Raw genomic sequence first — 20,394 nt, forward strand, 5'->3', positions numbered from 1 at the left:
CCCGCGTCGACCGGGTCTTCATGGTCGGCGTCTACATCCTGCTGACCACGTTCCTGCTCATCGTCCTCGTGCCGCTCATCAATATCGTGGCCAGTTCGTTCTCGAGCCCCGCGGCGGTCTCGGGCGGCCGGGTGTTCCTGTGGCCCGTGGACTTCACACTCATCGGCTACGAGGCGGTGCTCACCAGCGACGCGATCCTCACCGGCTTCGGCAACTCGCTGTTCTACGCCGTCGTCGGCACCCTCGTGAGCGTCGCGCTCACCGTGATGATCGCCTACCCGCTCTCGCGGTCGGAGCTGGTGGGCCGCAAGGTCCTCATCGGCGGCGTCCTGTTCACGATGCTGTTCTCCGGCGGCCTGATCCCGACCTACATGGTCGTGCGCGCCCTCGGACTACTCGACACCCGCTGGGCGATCATCCTGCCCGCCGCGATCGGCGCCTGGCAGGTGCTCATCGCGATGACGTTCTTCCGCTCCTCGATCCCGGGGGAGCTGTACGAGGCGGCGCAGCTCGACGGCGCCTCGGACCTGCGGTTCCTGTGGTCGGTCGTGCTGCCGCTGTCGAAGCCGCTCCTGGCGGTCATCGCGCTCATGTACGGCATCGGGCAGTGGAACTCCTACTTCTCCGCCCTCATCTACCTGCGCAGCGAAGAGCTCTACCCCCTCCAGCTCGTCCTGCGGAACGTCCTCATCGTCAACAACACCGGCGGCACCAACCTCGCCGACCAGATGGCGGCCGAGCAGATGGCCGACCTCATGAAGTTCTCGCTCATCGTCGTCTCGACGGTGCCCGTCCTCCTCGTCTACCCGTTCGTGGCCCGGCACTTCACGAAGGGCGTGATGCTCGGCTCCGTGAAGGGCTGATCCACGGCTCGCAAGCTTCGCCGTGGCCGGCTGATCTACGGCTCGCAAGCTTCGCCGTAGCCGACCGACTCGCGCCTCCCCTCAAACCGCCCAACTCCTCATCTGAAAGGCAGTCAACGATGACCAGCAGATTCACCCGAGCGGCCGCCGCCGGAGCGGCCCTCGCCGTCTCGGCGGGCGCCTTCGCCGCCTGCTCCTCCGACCCGGAGACCACACCGGACGACGTGATCACCATCTTCGTCCCGCAAGGCGACGACGCGGACTTCGACACCAACGCGTTCACCAAGGTGCTCGAGGAGAAGTTCGACGTCGACCTCCAGTTCGAGACCACCACTTGGGACGGCACCGCCGCCGCCGAGAAGCGGCAGATCTCGCTCGCCAGCGGCGACTACCCCGACGCCTACATGCTCATCCCGTGGGTCGACCAGTTCTCCAGTGAGGAGCTGGTGAAGCTCGGCGGCCAGGGCGTGATCGTGCAGCTCGACGACCTCATCGGCGAGGACACCCCGAACCTCACGGCCGCGTTTGAGAAGGAGCCCGGCTTCAAGGAGCTGGCGACCTCCCCGGACGGGAAGATCTGGGGCATCCCCGCGTGGAACGACTGCTTCCACTGCTCGTACCCGTCGAAGCTGTGGATGAACTCCGACTGGCTCGACACCCTCGGCCTCCAGCAGCCGACCACCCCCGAAGAGCTGCGCACGGTCCTCGAGGCGTTCAAGACGCAGGACCCCAACGGCAACGGCCAGGCCGACGAGATCCCGCTTTCCGCTGCGGGCGGCAGCACCCTGCTCTCGTACCTGATGAACCCGTTCGTCTACACCCCGGAGATGTACGCCAACGCCGAGGCCGCGAACCCGGCGACCCTCGGGGCCGTCAACGGACAGGTGACCCTGCAGCCGACTCGCGACGAATGGCGCGACGCGATCGCCTACGTCGCGTCCCTGTACGAGGACGGCCTGATCGACGAGGGCGCCTTCACGCAGAACGGTGAGGCCTTGAGCGCCAAGGGCAACAGCGCCGACGGCGTGATCCTCGGATCGGTCGCCATCATGCACCCGTGGTTCGTCGACGCCGCCTCTGACGAGGAGCGCTATGAGCAGTACGACGCGGTCGCGCCGCTGACCGGACCGAACGGCAGCGACGCGACCTACGCCGGCGGCGGCGCCGGGGCCGCGCCGGGTGCGACCTTCGTCATCACCAACCGCTCCAGTGAGGCCAAGCAGAAGAAGCTCATGCAGATCCTGGACTTCATGGTCTCCTACGAGGGCCACCTCCAAGCCGAGTTCGGTGTCGAGGGCGTCAACTGGGAGCCGGCCGGTGAAGGCGATGTGGCCCTTGACGAGAGCCTGGAACCGACCTTCGAGCTCCTGACCCTGCCGGAGGGCGAGGGCCTGAACAACTCGTGGGGCCCGATCGGGCAGTTCTTCAGCGACGCGGAGTTCCGCAACAGCCAGGTCACCGCCACGGACGTCTACACGCCGGAGGGCTACGAGCGCAGGCTCTTCGAGGCCACGAAGCTCTACGAGGGCCACGAATCCGCTGAGCTGTTCCCCTACTGGGAAGTCGGGGTGACCGGCGAGACCGCCACCGAGCTCGCCACGCTGCAGACCAATGTGGAGAACTTCGTCACCCAGGCGAGCGCCGAGTTCGTGACCGGCGTCCGCGACATCGACAGCGACGACGACTGGAACGAGTTCCAGCAGAACCTGACCGATCTCGGCGCCGAACGGTACGTCGAGATCTACCAAGAGGCCTGGGACGCCTCGCGTTAGCACCGTCCCCTGAATCGGCGGGCCGCCTCCGGGTCAAGACGACGAGGCGGCCCGCCACCACCCTGCCTCCTTTGCTCTGCCACTTATGAAAGGCGACATCGCATGATCAGCGAGCGGCACTTCATCAACGGCGACTGGGCGTTCGCGTACGGCGAGCACCCGGGCGCCGAGGCCGACCCCGGACCCTCCTGGCACGGCTCCGAATGGTCCGACGTCGGTCTGCCGCACTCCTTCGAGCTCCCCGACTTCCGCGACTACCGGATCTACGTGGGGCACGGCTGCTACCGGCGCACCCTCGACGTGGACGAGGCGTGGCTGGGGCAGTGGATCGCGCTGGAGTTCCTGGGCGTCTTCCAGGCCTGCGAGGTGTTCGTCAACGGCCGCTCAGTGGGCAGCCACAAGGGCGGCTACACGCCGTTCACTGTGGACATCTCGGAGGCGGTGCGCGCGGGCGGGAACGACCTGTTCATCAGGGTCGACAACCAATGGGACGCGCGACTGGCCCCGCGCGCGGGGGACTACAGCTTCGGCGGCGGCATCTACCGCGACGTGAGCCTCCTGGTCGCCGACCGGGTCCGCGTCGACTGGTACGGCATCGGCGTGACCACGCCCGTGATCGAGCCCGACGCAGCCGCGGTCAACGTCTCGGTCGAGGTCGTCAACGACGAACCGCACCCCGTCGAGGCCGTAGTCTCGGCCGTGATCGCCGACAGCGGCCCGGTCGCGGAGCTCCAAGCGGTCAAGCAGACCATCCCCGCCCGGTCCACAGCCGTGGTCGAACTCGAAGGGACCCTTCCCCACCCGCGGCTCTGGCACCCCGACCACCCGCACCTGTACGAGCTCACCGCCTCGGTCGAAGTGGACGGCCGCGTCCGCTCCACCCAGTCGACCGCCTTCGGCGTGCGCTGGTTCGAGTTCACCGCCGACCGCGGCTTCTTCCTCAACGGCGAGCACTGCGACCTCCACGGCGCCAACGTCCACCAGAACCGCGGCGGCTGGGCCGACGCGGGCACCCGCGCCTCGATCCGCCGCGACATCGGCATGATCAAGGACCTGGGGATGAACATCATCCGCGGCTCCCACTACCCCCACCACCCCTACTTCGCCGCCGAATGCGACCGGCAGGGCGTCCTGTTCTGGTCCGAGCTCCACTTCTGGGGCATGGGCGGTGAGGACATCGAAGGCTTCTGGTTCGCCAGCGCCTACCCGATTCACGAAGAGGACGAGGCGGAGTTCGAGGAGAGCCTGCGCCGCGCGCTGCGCACCATGATCCGCGTGCACCGCAACCACCCGAGCATCATCACCTGGAGCATCGGCAACGAGGCGTTCTTCACCGACGATGCCGTGGTCGACAAGGCCAAGGCCCTCACCGTCGAACTCGTGGCGATGTCGAAGGCGCTCGACCCGACCCGGCCCGCGGCGGTCGGCGGCGCGCAGCGCAAGGGCTTCGACGTGCTCGGCGACATCGCCGGGTACAACGGCGACGGCGCCGAGCTCTTCCACGACCCCGGCTTCCCCAGCGTCGTCTCCGAGTACCACGGCGTCTCGGGCAACGGCCCCGGCGAGTACGAAGTGCAGTGGGAGCACGGCGTCGAGATCGACTACCCGTGGCGCTCGGGGAAGATCTTCTGGTGCGGGTTCCACTACAAGACCGTGGCCCCGGGCGCCGGACTCCAGGGCCTGGCCGACTACTTCCGCCGCCCCAAGCGCGCCTACCACTGGTACCGCGAGCGGCTGCTGGGCATCGCCCCGCCCGAGTTCCCGCAGCCCGGGAAGGCGGCCGCACTCCAGATCCGGTCCGATGTCGACACCGTTCCGACCGACGGCACCGGCGACGCCCGCATCGAGGTCGAGATGGTCGACGAGCACGGCGTCCGCGTCGCCGACGACAAGCCGATCCTGCTCACCGTCCTCGAAGGGGACGGCCTCTTCCCGTCCGGCCGCTCGTTCACCCTCTCGCCGGAGACCGGCAGTGTCTGGGACGGGGCCGGGGCGATCGAGATGCGGTCCTACACCCCTGGGCCGCTTCGCATCCGCGCCACGGCCGACGGCGTCGCCCCGGCCGAGCTGGCGCTGACCGCGACCGGTCCGGCCAAGCCCGCGGGCAGCGGCGAGCGGCGGCTCCAGACGCCCGCGCCCTACCTGACCGAACCGCCGCTCGGCGGCGGCTACATCTCCCTGTGCGAGTACCGCCCGGTCAAGACCAGCAGCGCCGCACCCGGCCACCACGGCGGCAACGCCACCCAACCGGGCGAGTCGACCTGGCGGGCCGCCGGCGACGGTCCGGGGGAGTGGATCGCGCCGAGCCTCGAGTTCCCGTACCAGATCAGGCAGTTCGACATCACGTTTGCCGAGGCGCCGACCGCCCCGTGGGTGGTCGAATCGGCCGCCGACGGCCGCACTTTCGAGCCGGTGCAGGAGCACGGGCCGGGCGAGGACCGCTCCGTGAAGCTCGAGTTCGAGGCCCGCACCGCGCTGGCGGTGCGCGTGTCGTTCCCCGAGCGGCCCTTGGAGATCCGCGAGATCCGGGTCTACTGAGTGGATCGAAGGCCGGATAACGATATCCCTATAGGTCGATCATCAAAGCGCGCAGGGCTTGCCTCGGCAGGCTCTGCGCGTCACATTTCCGTCTTCAACTGCGGTTATGATGATCCCTCCTGCCGCCCTTGCCTCCCGCTCCCGAGTGAGATATCGTTATCCCTCGATAGAAACCGTTCTCTCGAATGGAGTGGTACCTCTCATGCGTCCCCCCACGGCCGCCACCCGCGATCGCCGCGCCCTGCCCAGGCGCGCCGCCGCGCTCATGGCGGCAATGCTGCTCTCCATAGGCCTCGTCCAACTCGTCGCCCCTGGCGCCGAACCCGCGCAAGCGGCGACCACCTGCGACGTGCAGTTCAATTCCACGACAAGTGAAGCCGGGTTCAGCCACCCCGGCATCGGGCTCACCGAGCCGATCATCGAGAACGTGCGCACCCAGCTCGCGGCCGGAGCCGAACCGTGGGCCACCGGGTTCGAGGCCCTCAAGAAATCGGGCGCGGCCGGGGAGGGCGTGAAGCCGTCCAACGCAGGCACCGACCCGACCAAGCCGCGCACGACGGCCTTCAACGCCGGCACCAGGGGCATGTTCGAGGCGGACGGCCTGAAGGCCTACACCCAGGCGGTCATGCACGTCCTCACCGGCAAGGAGGTCCACCGCAGCAACGCCCTCGCCATCATCCGCAACTGGGCCCAGATGGACCCGACGAAGTTCGAGTACTACGTCGACTCCCACATCCACAACGGCATGCCGCTCTTCCGCATGGCCGGAGCGGCCGAACTGCTGCGCTACACCAGCTGCGGCGACGACCCGGCTCTCGTGCTCACCGAGAACGAGGCAAAAGCCTTCAGCGACAACCTGATCAAGCCCGCCATCGCGACGTTCATGTCTTCCCCCGACCGCTTCATGAACCAGCACAACTACCCGCTCCTGGGCTCCATGGCCGGGTCGATCTTCATGGACGACACCGAGCTGTACCACGAGAAGGTCGAGTGGTTCACGGTCAACGAGACCGCGAAGGACGAGGGCTTCAACGGCTCCGTCTCGCGCCTGGCCCGCTGGGTGGACAGGAACGACAAGACCGGCGAGCCCATCGACGACCCCCACGTGCAGCTGACCGAGATGGGGCGCGACCAGGCCCACGGCGGCGGCAACCTCACGAACTTCGCGGCCCTGTCCCGCATGATGATGGCCCAGGGCACCGAGGTCGACCCGGTCGACGGCACGGTCTCGACCGCCGAGGACGCCGTGGGACCGTACGAGTTCCTCGACGACCGCATCCTCAAGGCCGCCGACTACTTCTGGCAGTTCATGTCCGGCCGCGACCCCGAGTGGACTCCCATCGCGTACGCGATCTCGCCCGACGGCACGATCCGCGACACTTACAACCACATCGCCGACGGCTACCGCGGCCGCTACGCCACCGCGAGCTTCTGGGAGATGTACTACTACTACACCTACCAGCGCGGCGAGGACGTCGAGGCGATCGCCCCCTTCTTCGCCGAGGCCTACGCCAAGCGCCCCACCCCCGTCCAGATCGGCTGGGACGGCCGCGACGGCGGCGGCGACTCGTGGATGTTCGCGCCCGCCGAAGCCGCGGGCGAGACCGCCCAGGCGCCGAACCCCGACCCCGACATCCTGGAGATCGAGCAGCGCTACACGCACCTCGCCGGCAACGTCGAGGAAGGCGACGGCTTCGTCACCATGGCGGGCGGTTCGAAGATCTCTTACGTCAGCGGCGGGAACAACAAGCCGCAGCAGGGCTTCCTCGTCCGCACCGAAGGCCCGGCTGAGATCCATCTGGGCGGCGTCAGCCACGACGACACCGTCAGGCGCGACACCTCCGTGACCGTGCCGGACACGGGCGGCGAATGGCGGTACGTCACGGTCTCCCGAGCCATGGGCGACATCCTGTTCATCGAGACCGAGGGCGCCGCGGTCGACATCGACCACATCAACATCAACGCCCAGGCCGAACTCGACGGCCCGGTCTACCCCGAGGACGCCGCCGAACGCGTCATCGGCTGGGACGGCGCCGACCTCACCATCGACCTCGCCGCCACCGGCGACGGCATCACCTACAGCGCCACCGACCTCCCCGACGGCGCCGAACTCGACACCGCCACTGGGCGGCTGACCTGGACCGGGGAGGACTCGGGCACGATCACCGTCGCCGCCGACGACGGCACGAGTGTCATCGCGCGCACGGTCGTCCTCGACGCCGCCGCCGACCGCCAGGAGGCGCTGGCGCTGGCCGAGGAGGACTTCGAACCTGAGGACGGATACGAGTCGGCGACTGAAGCCGCCTTCACCGCCGCCCGCGACGCGGCCTCGGCGAAGCTCGAGGACGGCACCGACGCGGAGTACGCGAACGCTCTGGCGGGCATGGTCGCCGCATCCGACGGACTCCGCCTCATCTCGCCGAAGACCAGTGTGGACGGCAGTCTCGACTTCCCGGGCCTGCTCCACTCTTCCACCGCGAAGGAGTTCGCACCGCTCCTCGTGGACGGCGACAACCAGACCGGTCTCGGCTATCCCCTGGCCGTCAACATGTCGCACACGTTCGACTTCGGCGCCGACTTCCGGGTCTCGGCCAGGGAGTTCGGATTCCAGAGCAACATCTTCGCCGACCGGCTCGCCAACTCGACCGTGTACGGCTCGAACAATGGTGTCGACTGGACCCGGCTGACCCCGGGGGCCACGGCGTTCACCCAGGACTTCAACACCCTCGAAGTCGAGCCGGAACTCCGGGACGACCAGTTCCGGTACATCAAGGTCCAGATGATCGAGCAGCTGCCGGAGGTCCTGTACGGGAACATCAGCACCGTCTTCGAGATGACCGAGTTCCACATCTACGGCGAGCGCCACGAGATCGGCAACCAGATCTCGAAGGCGGCCATGACCTCCGAAGACGCCGTGGCCGGGAAGGTCGCCGTCGGCGACACCGTGAACGTCGCGGTCACCACGAGGCAGCCGGTCGACGCCGTCACGGTGGACGTGATGGGCATCGAAGCGGCCGCCGCTTCGGAGGACGGCGTCAACTGGCTCGCCCCCGTGGTCCTGGACGGCGTCGAACCCGGTTCGGTCACCCTCACCGTCGACTACACCGACGACGGCAAGGCCGGGCCGACCCTGTACGGCCCCACCGAAGGCGCGAGCCTGTTCGTCGGCGGGAACCGCGACCAGCTCATCGACGTGGCTGACCTCGCCACCGTCCTCGCCTCCGACAAGCAGTGGCCCGGTAACGGGCTCCCCGCCGACCAGATCGGCTACCTGCTCTTCGACGGCGACGAGAACACGGCCGGGGACCTCAACACCGGCGTCGGCTCGTATTACACCGTGGACTTCGGAGAAGGATCGGCTGTGCGCCTCGACGAGGTGTACTTCCTGCCGCGGCTGTGCTGCACGTCCAGGTCGGATGGCACGATCGTGCAGGGCTCCAACGATGGCCAGACGTGGACCACGCTCACCGAGCCGCTGACCGGCACCAAGGCCGGCGTCTGGCAATGGAAGAGCGTCGCCGACGACACCCACTACCGCTACTTCAAGATCTACAACCCGAACCGCTGGCACGGCAACCTCGCCGAAGTCCAGTTCTTCGGGGACTTCGCATAACCACAGACCGTCTCGGGCCGCCCGCCCCGCCGCGCAACTGCGCGGCGGGGCGGTGCGGTCTTCACGCCTGGATCGAGAGCAGGCGCGGGTCGACGGCGTGGCGCAGCGGCTCGCCCGCGGCCAGCCGCTCGGCCTCTTCGACGATGAACCGCCCCATGCGCGCGAGCTCGTTGCCCTGCGACCCGGCCACATGCGGCGTCAGGAACAGGTTCGGCAGGTGGAACAGCGGCGAGTCGGCGGGCAGCGGCTCGGGATCGGTGACGTCGATGATCGCCGAGATCCGGCCGGTCGCCAGCTCGGCGGCGAGCGCGTCGGTGTCGACGAGCGAGCCGCGCGCGGTGTTGACGAGCACGGCGCCGTCCTTCATGGCCGCAAGGCGCTCGGCGTTGACGAGCCGGCGCGTCTCGGGCAGGTCGGGCGCGTGGACCGAGACGATGTCCGCCTCGGCCATGAGCGCGTCGACCTCGACCAGCCGCACGCCGAGCCGGGCGGCCTCGTCGGCGTCCACGTGCGGATCGGCCAGCAGGACTTCGAAGTCGAACGGCCGCAGCAGCTCGATGACGAGGCGTCCGATCCGAGAGGCCCCGATCAGCCCCACCGCGCGTCCGAAGTTCCCGGTCTCGCCGTGGTCCTCGCCGATGACGAAGCCGCGCTCGGCGCGGAACCGCTCGCGCAGGCCGAAGATGTCCTTGCCCGCCAAGAGGATCATCCCCAGCGTGTACTCGGCGACGGGGACGGCGTTGGCCTGCTGCGCCGAGACGACGGCGATGCCGCGCTCGTAGACGGCCCGGTCGATCCACTGGACGCTGCCGGCAGCGTGGAGCACGGCGCGGAGTTTGGGTGCGGCGGCGAGCACCGGGGGATCGAGCCGCGGCGCGCCCCATCCGGTGATGACGACCTCCGCGTCCGCGAGGGCCGCGGCCGCCCGTTCGTCGGTGAAGTCCCGTGCGACATACGCGGGGTCGATGTCGACGACGGACTGGAGGCGGCGCAGGTACGGCTCGGGGAACAGCTTCGGGAGGTACACAGGGTCCATCGCGAACAGGCCCGGGATGCGTTCGGTCATGCGAATCCTTGCTAGGTCCGAGAGATAACGATTTCTAACTTAGGCCGTGTCGCCGGCCTTGTCGAGTCCGAAATCCAACATTCAGGATCGCATGGCTCCTATCTGCAAGGATCCCGCCACAGGTGGTGCCCGAATGTTCCGAGAAATCCGAGATCAATGGATATTGACATGCCTCGATGAAAACCTTATCTTCGTAGGTGAGGGATAACGTTATCCATCCTCGGGTCGCGTTCCCGTCCGCCCCTCGCCAACGACCGCCGAAGGAGCACCATGACCCACGACCGAACCGGCAACCCGCGCTTCAAGCGCCGCAACCTCCTCAAGGGCGCGTTCGCCGCGAGCGCCCTGGCCGCCACCGGAGCGGGCGGCCTCGCCGTCGCACAAGCCCAGCAGCAGACAAGCCAGGCAGAAGCCCTCGCGCTCGCCCACCCCGGCATGCTCCACGTCCGAGCCGACCTCGACCGCATGCGCGCCAAAGTCAACGCCAACGCCCAGCCCTGGAAGCAGGGCTGGGACAAACTCGTCGCCAACGCCCATTCGCAGAGCACCTGGACGCCCCAGCCCGTCGAGGAGATCGTGCGCGGCAACACCGACAAACCCCAGAACTACTGGCTGCTCTACAACGACGCCCACGCCGCCTACCAGAACGCCCTGCGCTGGCACATCAGCGGCGACACCGCCCATCGCGATGCGGCCGTGCGCATCTGCAACGCCTGGTCGGGGACGCTCAAGTCGATCTACTACCCGCCCTCGGACTCGCGCCTCGCCTCCGGCATCTACGGGTACCAGTTCGCCAACGCGGGGGAGCTGGTGCGCGGCGCGCCCGGGTTCGACCTGGGCCGGTTCCAGCAGATGATGCTGAACGTCTTCTACCCCCTGAACAGCGATTTCCTGGTGCGGCACAACAACACCTGCGAAACCCACTACTGGGCGAACTGGGACCTGTGCAACATGGCCTCGCTCCTCGCCATCGGCATCCTCTGCGACGACCAGGCCAAGATCGACGAAGCTGTGGACTACTTCCGCAACGGCGCGGGCGCCGGCTCGATCAACAACGCGATCCCGTTCATCCACGGCGACCTCGCCCAATGGCAGGAGTCCGGGCGCGACCAGGCCCACTCCATCATGGGCATCGGCCTCATGGGCGCCTTCATGGAGATGGCCTGGAGCCAGGGCATCGACCTCTACTCCGCCCGCGACAACGCCTTCGCCAAGGCCGCCGAATACGTCGCCCGCTACAACCTCGGCTACGACGTGCCGTTCACGACCTACCGCAACTGCGACGGCGTCGAGCACACCGTCGTCTCCACCGGCGCGCGCGGCCAGATCCGACCGGTCTGGGAGCTGGTCTACAACCACTACAGCGTCAGGAAGGGCCTGCGCATGCCCTACACCGCGCGCATGGCCGCCCTCGCCCGCCCCGAAGGCGGCGGCGGCGACTACGGCGGCAACTCCGGCGGCTTCGACGCCCTCGGCTGGGGCACCCTCGCGCACATGCGCTCCACCCCGGCGGTCGTCTCCGGCGGCACGTACCTCCTCATGTGCGAACGCTCCGGTAAGTTCCTCGAGAACGGCCGCTCCTCGGTTGACGGGCGCGCCGTGATCCAGTGGGGTGAGAACGGCGGCATCCAGCAGCGCTGGAAGATCACCGACGTCGGGAGCGGCTACCACAAGCTCATCTGCGAGCACTCGGGCAAGGCCCTCGACAACGGCAACTCCACCGTCGAAGGCACGCAGGTCAAGCAGTGGGCGGACAACGGCACGGCCTCGCAGCGCTGGAAGATCACCGACGTGGGCGGTGGCGCGGTCACGCTCACCTGCGAACGCTCCGGCATGCTGCTCGACAACGGCAACAAGGAGGCCGACGGCGACCCCGCGATCCAGTGGCCGAACAAGGGCTCGGTGCCGCAGCGCTGGCGCCTGGTCCGCGTCGCCTGACACGGAGCACGACGAAGGGGCCGAACGCTTTCGCGTTCGGCCCCTTGCGATCTCTCGTACTTCAGCCCTTGATCGCCCCGGTGAGGACGCCGGAGGTGAAGTAGCGCTGGAGGAACGGGTAGACGATGAGGATCGGCAGGGTCGCCAGCACGATCACGGCCATCTGCAGCGTGATGCCGGGCGGCGGGGGCTGGTCCGGGGAGACGACCGCCCCCGGGATCTGGACCCCGGCCAGGACGTACTGCTGGAGCACGACCTGGATGGGCCACTTCTCGGCGTCGTTGATGTACAGCAGCGCGTTGAAGTAGGTGTTCCAGTAGCCGACCGCGTAGAACAGGCCCATGACCGCGAGCACCGGCTTCGACAGCGGCAGCACGATCCGCAGGAAGATCCGCCACTCGCCGGCGCCGTCGATGCGGGCGGCCTCGATGAGTTCTTCGGGGAGGCCTTGGAAGAAGTTCCGGATGACGATCATGTTGAAGGCCGAGATGAGGCCCGGAATGATCAGCGACCAGGTCGAGTCCAGGAGCCCGAGGTACTTGACGAGCATGAAGTTCGGGATGATCCCGGCGCTGAAGAACATCGTCGCCAAGATCATCACGAGCACGAACTTCGCCCCCGGCACTTGCCGGGTCCGCGCCAGGCCCCAGGCGAGCATCGAAGTCGCGGCAAGGGACAGGAGCGTGCCAACCACGGTGATGAACAGCGAGTTCGTCAGCCCCTGGGTGACGGTGCCGCCGTTGAAGATCGCCCGGTAGGCGTCGAGGGAGAACTCGGTCGGGAATACCACCCCGGCGCGGGCCTGGGACGGCGCGGCGAAACTCATCGCGATCACGTAGACCAGCGGGTAGATCATCGTGATCACGATCAGGACGATCACGACGGCCTTCACGGCCCTGATCCCGACCGAGGGCGGGCTCAACCACGGTGCGACGCCCTTGGAGCCCTTGGTAATAGCGGTCATCAGAAGATCCCCTCTCCGCCGAGCTTCTTTGCGAACCGGTTGGCCGAGAGCACCAGGATGGTGCCGATGACGCCCTTGAGCAGGCCCGCGGCCGTGGCGACGCCCCATTGGCCGCCGAGGACGCCTCTGAAGTAGACGAATGTGTCGAGCACCTGCGCGGCTTCGGCGCCGACCATGGGCTGCTGGAGCAGGAGCTGTTCGAAGCCGACGGTGAGGATCGACCCGATGTTGAGAATGAGCAGGAGCGTGGCGACCGGGATGAGGGCGGGGAGCGTGATGTGCCAGGTGCGCTGCCATGGCGTCGCACCGTCGATCGCCGCCGCTTCGTAGCGGTCGTTCGGGATGCCCGCGATCGCGGCGAAGAAGATGATCGTGCCCCATCCGCAGTCCTTCCAGATGCCCTGGGCGACGACGAGGAGCTTGAAGGAGTCCGCGTTCGTCATCGCGTCGAACCCGGATATGCCCCAGCCGTCGAGGATGCCGGCTACCAGGCCGCCGCCGCCGAGGACCTGCTGCCACACCGAGATCACGATGACCCACGACAGGAAGTAGGGCAGGTACACCGCGGTCTGCACCATGCGCTTGACCCGCTCCGAGATCAGCGAGTTGAGCAGGAGCGCGAGCGCGATCGGCGCGGGGAAGGCGAAGACCAGCTGCAACACCGCGATGATGAGGGTGTTGCGCAGGGCCTGCAGGATCTCCGGGTCGGCCCAGATCGCGTTGAAGTTCGCGAAGCCCACCCACGGCGAGCCCTCGATGCCCCGGAACGGCGAGTACTGCTGGAACGCGATCACGTTCCCGAGCATCGGCACGTACATGAACACCAGGAAGAAGAGGGCGCCGGGAATGATGAATGTGTAGGTCCAGCGCTCGCGCCAGATCCTTTGGCGCAGCGAGCCTTTGCGCTTTGCAGCGGCAGAAGGCCCCGAGGCCCGCGGGGTGCGGGTCTCGGGGCGTGCGGCGGTTTTCACGCTCACTTGCCGGCGTCCTTGAGGGCCTGGGTGTACTCGTCCTTGACCTGCGTGCCGCCCTGCGACATGTAGTTGGAGACGAACGACTCCAGGTCGTCGATGCTTTCGCGGCCGGTGATGACGCCGTTCTCGAAGTCGGTCCACAACTGCTTGAGCTGCGCGCCCTTCGTGATGAAGGTGTCCGAAGCGCTCTCGAGGCCGGTCAGGGGCCGGTCGATCGAGTTCTGCGCGAGCGACTCCATCGCGGTCACGAAGGACTCGGCCCACGGGAGCGCGTTCGGGTGCACCTGGTAGCCGCCGCTGTCGCCGGGGACGCCGACGTACTGGACGCCCAGTTCGGTCGCATACTCGGGGTTGGGGATCGGGATGCCGTGCTCGTCGAAGTCGAAGTGGCGACCCTCCTGCCCGGAGTTGACGAACAGGTGCTCCTCGGAGCCGAACGGTGCGCAGAAGTAGTCCAGCACGTTCAGTACCTCGGTGAGCCGGTCGGAGTCCCCGGCGACGGCAGCCGAGACCGAGACCGACTTGCCGTAGGGGATGTTCCGCACCGCGAGCTGGGCCGACCCGTCGAAGCCGGGCATGTCGAAGAAGTCGTACTTCGCTCCCGGCAGGTCGGCCTCCCACTGGGAGAGCCCGGTCGCGCCGGTGGCGCCCCAGACCGGGTCGTAGCGGATCGCGGCGCCCGAGACGATGTCAGTCGGGGTGGGGGACATCGATACCGGGTCGAAGATTCCCTCCGCCCACGCCCGCGCCAGCCATTCGAGCATGAGCTTGAAGTTCTCGGTCTCGATCAGGTGGACCAGGTCGCCGTCGCCGTTGAGCTGCCACTCGGGGCCGACCTTGAACAGGCGCTGGAACATCGACGCGGTGCCGGGGTGGGGGTCGTACCGGTTGAGGCCGTAGACCTTCTGGCCGCCAGGGCCAGTGCCCAGGGCCGAGACCTCCTTGAGCATGGTGAACAGCTCGTCGGCGTCCTTGGGGGCGCGGCCGATCGAGGTCTGGTCGACCAGGTCGGTGCGCATCGTGGGGATGTTCGTCAGCGCTGCGCCGACGGACGGGATCTGGAAGATACGCCCGTCCTTGAGAGCGGCCCGCCAGATCTCTTCCTTGCGGGCGGCGATGTTGGGCCACTTGAGGATGTTGTCGCCCGAGAACACCTCGGAGAGGTCGGCGAACGCGCCGTCCCTGATGCCTTGGAGGCTGACGGCGTTCTGGTCGTCCATGAAGACGAGGTCGGGCACGTCGCCCGAGGCGAGCATGGTCGCGAACTTCTGGTAGAAGACCGGTTGCGGGACGAACTGCGGCTCGTAGCTGGCGCCGATGCGCTCGTTGAGCTCCTGCCAGTACGGGTTCTCGTCCAGGGGCTTCGACGGGTCGCCCCAGGTGAGCTGGAAGCAGGTGACCTTGCCGCCCGAGCCCGGCTCGCGATTGACGGACTTGAAGTAGGTCTTAGGGTATTCGGTGTAGACGTCCAGCATGCCTTCGGTCTCAGTCGCGTAGTACGGCTGGACGTCGAGTTCGGGCGCGGGCTGGTACGTGGGCATGTCGTAGTCGCCGCCGGCGCTGCCGCCGACGTTCTCCGAGCATCCGGCGGCGGTCGCGCCGACCGCGGCCGCCGCCGCTGCCGCACCTGCGGCACCGAGGAAGTTGCGGCGTGAGAATTCGACCATGAGAGGGGTCCTCCTACTGATGTCCCTGAGGTTGATGATTCTGGTTCGACGGGTGGGAGGGAGGCCCGAGGTGCCGGAAGGGGTCGGCCTCCGTTGCCCAGCGTCGAGAGAAGGTTATCAACATGATCGATGCCGGTCAATGATCAGGATGGAAAAGGCTTTCTATGTCTCAACGGGACTTGCCTCGTCGCTTCAACAGATCGCCTGGTAGACGTGTTCTTAGCCTCCTTGAGGAAGTCTCGAAAACGATCTTGAAGCGGATCGATATTTGAGATAACGATTATCTCGAGGAGGGATCCCGGGGCGCGGTCGGCGCGGAACGTCTCGTATCCTCAAACCCATGGCCTCCTCGAAGTCGTACCGCGCCCCTGTCCTCGCCGACGTCGCCAAGGCGGCGGGCGTCTCGGTCCCCACTGTCTCCCGCGTGCTCAACGGGACCAAGAACGTCGCCCCTGAGCTGGTCGCGCGAGTCAACGCGGCGGTCAAGGAGCTCGGTTACCGACCCAACAGCGCCGCCCGGTCGCTGCGGCTGAGCCAGCCGAACCTCATCTCGATCATCGCCGAGGCCACCACGTCGAGCTACGGGTACGCGAACACGCTCAGCGGCGTCGAGACCGCCGCCCAGCAGGCGGGGATGTCGGTGTCGATAACGATCGTCGCGTCAGACGAGGACGAATCGGTGACGCGGGCGGTCGACCTCGCCCTGTCCCAGCCCATCGGCGGGGCGATCGTCCTGGAGTTCCGCCAGGCGGGCATCAAGGCCTCGCGCGCGCTGCCCGAGTCGCTGCCGGTCGTCGCCGCCGGAGGCGAGTCGGAGCGCAAGGACGGGTCGCTCGCGGCCCTCATCGACGAGGCCGCCGGCGGCCGCCAGGTGACCGAGTACCTGCTGCGGCAAGGGCACCGGACCGTCCACCACATCGCCGGGCCCACCGGCGGCAAGGTCTCCGGCCGCACCGAGGGCTGGCGCGCCGCGCTCCAGGACGCGGGGGCCGAGATCCCCACGGTGATGCACTCCGAATGGGACGCGCTCTCGGGCTACCGCTGGGGTGAGCGGATCGCGGGCCGGGACGACGTGACCGCCGTGTTCTGCGGCAACGACGAGATCGCTCTGGGCGTCATGCGGGCCTTGGCCGACCGCGGCCTCGACGTCCCGGGCGACGTCTCCGTCGCGGGCTTCGACGGCCAGCCCCTCGTCTCGCTCTGGCGCCCGTCCCTGACCACGGTCGAACAGGATTTCGAGGATCTGGGAGCGCGCGCATTCGGTCTGCTGTCGCAGCTGCTGCAGGGCAAGACCGACCTTGAGTCCTCAGTGGTCAAACCGCAGCTCGTGGTCAGGGAGTCCACGGCGCCGCCGCGCCGCTGAACCCCGCTGTGACGTGAACGGCCCCTGGCGTTGTCGCCAGGGGCTGTCGTACGTGACCGCTACTGCGGGGCGTCGCCGAAGTCCTCGATGCGGATCCGCTCGCCGCCGCGCAGCGCCGATTCGTGGGCCACGATGCCGGGGAGCGTGTACCGCGCCGCCACCCAGGCGTTCACGGTCGGGAGGGTCTGCTCGTTCACGGCCGTCACGAAGTCGTTCACCAGGAGCTGGTGGCTTCCCATGTGGCCGTTGCCGAGCCCCTTGAACTCGACCGGCAGCGCCGAGGTGTCGTGGACGGGCGCGTGGCCGGAGATGAACGAGTCGTGCAGCGCCGGGTCGACCTTGGCCAGGACCGGGTCGTCGGCGCCGGTCGCCCAGCCGGGCTTGAGCAGTTCGGTGACGTCCTGCAGGTCCTCGGACTTCTGGTGCCAGAAGCTGGTGCGGGAGCCCTGCTCGAGGATGCCCTCGGTGCCGTAGAAGACGAACCGGGACTCGGGGATCCAGTGGGCGAGGCCGATGCGGCGGAACTCGTTGGTGCGGAAGCTGCCCCCGTCGGCGGTCTCGAACAGCGCGGTGGCGTTCGAGATGTCGTTGTCGAACATGCTCACCTCCTTGTCGAAGACGCCGTCGCCGAGCTGGTCGGGCACGCCGATCGCGCTGACGCTCACCGCGTGCGTGTTCCAGGCGCCGAGGACGCCGCCGACGGCGTGCGTGGGGTACTTCATGGGCGGGAAGCTCGCGGTCTTCTTCCAGTCGGCGCCGCCGCTGTACTGGTACGCCGCGTAGAAGCCGTGGTCCATGTCGTGCAGGTAGTCGCCCTCGGCGTAGAAGAGGCGGCCGAACCCGCCCTCGGCCGCCTTCTGCCGGGCGAGCACCGTGGCCGGGTGGTACTGGCTGGTCTCGCCCATCATGTAGGTCAGGCCGGTCTCCTTGACCGCGTCGATGATCTCGCCGATCTCATCGACGGTGAACGCCATCGGCACCGCGCAGTACACGTGCTTGCCCGCGCGCAGCGCCTTGACGACGAGCGGCCCGTGGGTCCACCGCTGCGTGAAGATCGCGACGGCGTCCACATCAGAGGCGAGCATCGCGTCGAAGTCCTCCTCCGCGCCGGCCAGCCCGAGGTCCCCGACGAGGGTCGCGGCCCGCTCGGGGATCAGGTCGGTGGCGGTGACGCGGGAGACGCCGGGATGCGCGTTGAACAGTTTCGCGAAAGCGCCGGCGAACTGCCCGGCCCCGACGATGCCGATAGCGAACACGGAGAAGCTCCTTCATTGCAGGTGTGTGGCCGAACGGCCGGTGCCGGACGCCGCCACGAACGTATAGGTTCTGATCCGAGAAGTCTTCATCGAAACGAGCGAGTGTTTCTTGGATACTCAGATCGAACCGCCCCGCCTGGTGGGCTGGGCCGGGCGCCCCGTCCTCATGGACACCGCCCACCAGCACGACGACCTCGAGATCAACTTCGTGGCCGAGGGCGGCACCATGCTCTACCTCTTCGGCGGCGAACCCGTGGAGATCGGACCCGGTTCCGTTGCGGCCTTCTGGGCGGCCGTGCCGCACCAGCTCGTCGCGAACGGCGCGACCCGGGCGCACTGGGTCCACGTGCCGTTCGCGACCTTCCTGGGCTGGGGCCTGCCCGCCGCCCTCGTCGGCCGCCTGCTCTCCGGCATGCCGCTCATCGCCCCGCCCACGGCCGCAATGGCATCGGACCCGGCGAACTTCACGCAGTGGGCCGCCGACCTGGCCAGCGCTCAGCCCGAGCGCCGCCGCATCCTCCTGCTCGAGGTCGAGGCGCGGGTGCGCCGCCTCGCGCTCGACGCGCCGGGCGAGCCGGTGCGCCCGTACACCGGCGGCGACCCGGCGCTGCGGCACGTCGTCGCCATGGTGCGCCACCTGGCCGGGCACTTCCGCGAGCCGCTGACGGTGGCCGATGTGGCCGCCGCGGCGAACCTCCACCCGAACTACGCGATGACGCACTTCCGCAAGATCGTGCGCACCACGATCGGCGACTACCTGACCCGCTGCCGCCTCGCCGAAGGCCGCCGACTGCTCATCACCACCGACCTGCCGATCGTCGACGTCGCCGCCGAATCGGGTTTCAGCTCCGTGAGCCGCTTCTACACCGCGTTCAAGACCGAATGCGGCGTGCCGCCGGCCGCGTACCGCCGTCAGCATCAGTGAGCGCCGGGAAGGGCGGCGGCCGGCAAGTCAGGGAACGACGAAAGGCCGGGGCGGGGCGGCCGGTGAGCACGGCCTCGCCGCGCTCACAGGCCGGCCGCTCTGCCCCGGCCCGTCCACCGCACTTATTCAGGCAGCGTGATCGCCACGACCTCGAAGCCGGGCGCGTCGATCTTCAGGGCGTCGGGCCGGTCGGCGACGACGACGAGCCGGTCGCCGCTCGCCCAGGACCGGAACCAGGCGTCGCCTTCGGCGGAGACGGTGACCTTGTCGCCGCCGGGGAAGCTCCGGTCGGTCGTGTAGGGCTTGATCGCCCGCATCCACTCGGCGACGCCCTCGAGCGTGCGCCGCTGCACGTCCGGGATCCGCCCGGACGCGTCCGGGCCGACGTTGAGCAGGAGCCGCCCGCCGCGCGAGACCACGTCGGAGTAGAGCTCCGCCACCTGGCGCGGGCTCATCGTCTCCGACTCGTCTTCGATGCGGTTGTAGCCGAACGAGTATCCGAGGCCGCGGTTGTTCTCCCAGCCGATGCCGTCCTCGTTCTCCGTCGAAGCGGAGTACTCGCTGGTGCGGTAGTCCCAGACCTCCGCGCCCCAGCGGTCGTTGACGATGCCGTCGGGGACCGTGCCGCGGTAGTGCTCCATCAGCTCGGCGAGCGATCCGTTCTCCTTGCCCGCGTCGGGCCAGCCGATGTCGTTCCACAGCACCGAGGGCCGGTAGCGGTCGATGAGGTCGCGGACGTGGGCGGTCGCGGTGGCCGCGTACCCGGGGTCGGGCTCCACGCAGAGGGTGAACAGCTGCGGGACGTTCTCGATCGGCGGGTAGTCGGAGACCGACCAGTCGATGCCGCCCGAGTAGTAGACGCCGAAGCGCATGCCCTCCGCGCGCACCGCTTCCGCGAGCGGGCTGATCAGGTCGCGCTTCGGGCCGCGGTCGACGGTGTTGAACCCTTCGCTGCCGGGCGCCTCCCACAGCGTGATCCCGTCGTGGTGCTTGGTCACGGGGATCACGTAGTCCGCGCCCAGGCTGGAGAACAGCCGCGCCCAGTCGGCCGGGTCGTACGCCTCGGCCCGCCACTGGTCGAGGAAGTCCTCATAGGGCGCCGACCCGTAGGTCTCCGCGTGGTGCGCCGCCGCGGGCGAGCCCTCGATGCGGATCGTGTTCGCGTACCACTCGGCGTAGGGGTTGTGCCCGAACCACTCGCCGTCCGGGATCGTGCCCAGGGCGCCGATCGGCTCGGCCCACGCCGGGACCGAGTACGCCCCCCAGTGGATGAAGATGCCGAAGCTCGCCTCCCGGGCCCACTCGGGCAGGTTCTCGCGGTGCGCACCAGTCATGGTCGGTAGTCCTTTCGCAGCGTCAGTCCGGGTCGAGCCTAGGCCCGCAGACCTGCGACCGGAAGGGGGGCATTCACCGACTGGTGGTCGGTTTTCACCACGGCCGGACACGCCGACGGCG

Annotated in this window: 13 protein-coding genes; 7 read left to right on the top strand and 6 right to left on the bottom strand. The window is 68.3% G+C overall.

All coding sequences use genetic code 11. The features are described from left to right. Positions 1-20 precede the first annotated feature (20 nt). The 4 genes from AB0K52_RS11245 to AB0K52_RS11260 all read left to right on the top strand — a co-directional run bounded on the left by AB0K52_RS11245 (position 21) and on the right by AB0K52_RS11260 (position 8,786). Positions 21-863, top strand: a complete 843-nt coding sequence (locus tag AB0K52_RS11245; RefSeq protein WP_363530550.1) for a carbohydrate ABC transporter permease — start codon at positions 21-23, stop codon at positions 861-863. A gap of 119 nt (positions 864-982) precedes the next feature. After that, positions 983-2,635, top strand: a complete 1,653-nt coding sequence (locus AB0K52_RS11250) for an ABC transporter substrate-binding protein (protein WP_363529617.1) — start codon at positions 983-985, stop codon at positions 2,633-2,635. A gap of 102 nt (positions 2,636-2,737) precedes the next feature. Beyond that, a complete protein-coding gene (locus tag AB0K52_RS11255; RefSeq protein WP_363529620.1) occupies positions 2,738-5,173 on the top strand; it encodes a glycoside hydrolase family 2 TIM barrel-domain containing protein in 2,436 nt (811 codons plus the stop codon). A gap of 202 nt (positions 5,174-5,375) precedes the next feature. Further along, positions 5,376-8,786, top strand: coding sequence for a discoidin domain-containing protein (locus AB0K52_RS11260; RefSeq protein WP_363529623.1), 3,411 nt, complete (start codon positions 5,376-5,378; stop codon positions 8,784-8,786). Between the two features lie 61 nt (positions 8,787-8,847). Here AB0K52_RS11260 and AB0K52_RS11265 read toward each other — a convergent pair whose 3' ends face one another. Beyond that, the gene (locus AB0K52_RS11265; protein WP_363529626.1) at positions 8,848-9,852 is read right to left on the bottom strand and encodes a hydroxyacid dehydrogenase; all 1,005 of its coding nucleotides are present in this window, start codon (positions 9,850-9,852) and stop codon (positions 8,848-8,850) included. 270 nt (positions 9,853-10,122) lie between these two features. On the opposite strand from AB0K52_RS11265, the gene AB0K52_RS11270 reads away from it, so the two are divergent. After that, positions 10,123-11,790, top strand: coding sequence for an RICIN domain-containing protein (locus AB0K52_RS11270; RefSeq protein WP_363529629.1), 1,668 nt, complete (start codon positions 10,123-10,125; stop codon positions 11,788-11,790). 61 nt (positions 11,791-11,851) lie between these two features. Here AB0K52_RS11270 and AB0K52_RS11275 read toward each other — a convergent pair whose 3' ends face one another. From AB0K52_RS11275 to AB0K52_RS11285, 3 genes are read right to left on the bottom strand one after another with little or no spacing between them, the layout of a single operon-like run. After that, the gene (locus AB0K52_RS11275) at positions 11,852-12,754 is read right to left on the bottom strand and encodes a carbohydrate ABC transporter permease (protein ID WP_363529632.1); all 903 of its coding nucleotides are present in this window, start codon (positions 12,752-12,754) and stop codon (positions 11,852-11,854) included. Beyond that, positions 12,754-13,731 carry an ABC transporter permease subunit gene (locus AB0K52_RS11280; RefSeq protein WP_363529635.1) on the bottom strand — a complete coding sequence of 326 codons (978 nt, stop codon included), beginning with the start codon at positions 13,729-13,731 and terminating at the stop codon, positions 12,754-12,756. The genes AB0K52_RS11275 and AB0K52_RS11280 overlap by 1 nt, the downstream gene beginning before the upstream one ends. Further along, positions 13,728-15,395 (bottom strand): extracellular solute-binding protein, encoded by a 1,668-nt coding sequence (locus tag AB0K52_RS11285; RefSeq protein ID WP_363529638.1) that lies wholly within the window; start codon positions 15,393-15,395, stop codon positions 13,728-13,730. Before AB0K52_RS11285 ends, AB0K52_RS11280 begins: the two co-directional genes overlap by 4 nt. A 340-nt stretch (positions 15,396-15,735) precedes the next feature. On the opposite strand from AB0K52_RS11285, the gene AB0K52_RS11290 reads away from it, so the two are divergent. Further along, complete coding sequence (locus AB0K52_RS11290) at positions 15,736-16,758, top strand: LacI family DNA-binding transcriptional regulator (protein ID WP_363529641.1); 1,023 nt, start codon at positions 15,736-15,738, stop codon at positions 16,756-16,758. A 59-nt stretch (positions 16,759-16,817) separates the two neighbouring features. Here AB0K52_RS11290 and AB0K52_RS11295 read toward each other — a convergent pair whose 3' ends face one another. Then, positions 16,818-18,014: a Gfo/Idh/MocA family oxidoreductase gene (locus AB0K52_RS11295; RefSeq protein ID WP_363529643.1), complete on the bottom strand. Its 1,197-nt coding sequence runs from the start codon at positions 18,012-18,014 to the stop codon at positions 16,818-16,820. Between the two features lie 109 nt (positions 18,015-18,123). Here AB0K52_RS11295 and AB0K52_RS11300 point away from each other — a divergent pair, with 109 nt between their 5' ends. After that, the gene (locus AB0K52_RS11300) at positions 18,124-18,939 is read left to right on the top strand and encodes a helix-turn-helix domain-containing protein (protein ID WP_363529646.1); all 816 of its coding nucleotides are present in this window, start codon (positions 18,124-18,126) and stop codon (positions 18,937-18,939) included. A gap of 122 nt (positions 18,940-19,061) precedes the next feature. On the opposite strand, the gene AB0K52_RS11305 is transcribed toward AB0K52_RS11300, so the two are convergent. Further along, a complete protein-coding gene (locus AB0K52_RS11305) occupies positions 19,062-20,273 on the bottom strand; it encodes an alpha-L-fucosidase (protein ID WP_363529649.1) in 1,212 nt (403 codons plus the stop codon). Between the last annotated feature and the right edge of the window lie 121 nt (positions 20,274-20,394).

It is taken from the genome of Glycomyces sp. NPDC049804 (assembly GCF_040674615.1).
Taxonomy (GTDB): domain Bacteria; phylum Actinomycetota; class Actinomycetes; order Mycobacteriales; family Micromonosporaceae; genus Glycomyces; species Glycomyces niveus.

Bases quoted from the DNA above. Each gene is read 5' to 3' on its own strand.
- AB0K52_RS11245 (WP_363530550.1), top strand. From the start codon at position 21: ATGGTCGGCGTCTACATCCTGCTGACCACGTTCCTGCTCATCGTCCTC.
- AB0K52_RS11250 (WP_363529617.1), top strand. From the start codon at position 983: ATGACCAGCAGATTCACCCGAGCGGCCGCCGCCGGAGCGGCCCTCGCC.
- AB0K52_RS11255 (WP_363529620.1), top strand. From the start codon at position 2,738: ATGATCAGCGAGCGGCACTTCATCAACGGCGACTGGGCGTTCGCGTAC.
- AB0K52_RS11260 (WP_363529623.1), top strand. From the start codon at position 5,376: ATGCGTCCCCCCACGGCCGCCACCCGCGATCGCCGCGCCCTGCCCAGG.
- AB0K52_RS11265 (WP_363529626.1), bottom strand. From the start codon at position 9,852: ATGACCGAACGCATCCCGGGCCTGTTCGCGATGGACCCTGTGTACCTC.
- AB0K52_RS11270 (WP_363529629.1), top strand. From the start codon at position 10,123: ATGACCCACGACCGAACCGGCAACCCGCGCTTCAAGCGCCGCAACCTC.
- AB0K52_RS11275 (WP_363529632.1), bottom strand. From the start codon at position 12,754: ATGACCGCTATTACCAAGGGCTCCAAGGGCGTCGCACCGTGGTTGAGC.
- AB0K52_RS11285 (WP_363529638.1), bottom strand. From the start codon at position 15,395: ATGGTCGAATTCTCACGCCGCAACTTCCTCGGTGCCGCAGGTGCGGCA.
- AB0K52_RS11290 (WP_363529641.1), top strand. From the start codon at position 15,736: ATGGCCTCCTCGAAGTCGTACCGCGCCCCTGTCCTCGCCGACGTCGCC.
- AB0K52_RS11305 (WP_363529649.1), bottom strand. From the start codon at position 20,273: ATGACTGGTGCGCACCGCGAGAACCTGCCCGAGTGGGCCCGGGAGGCG.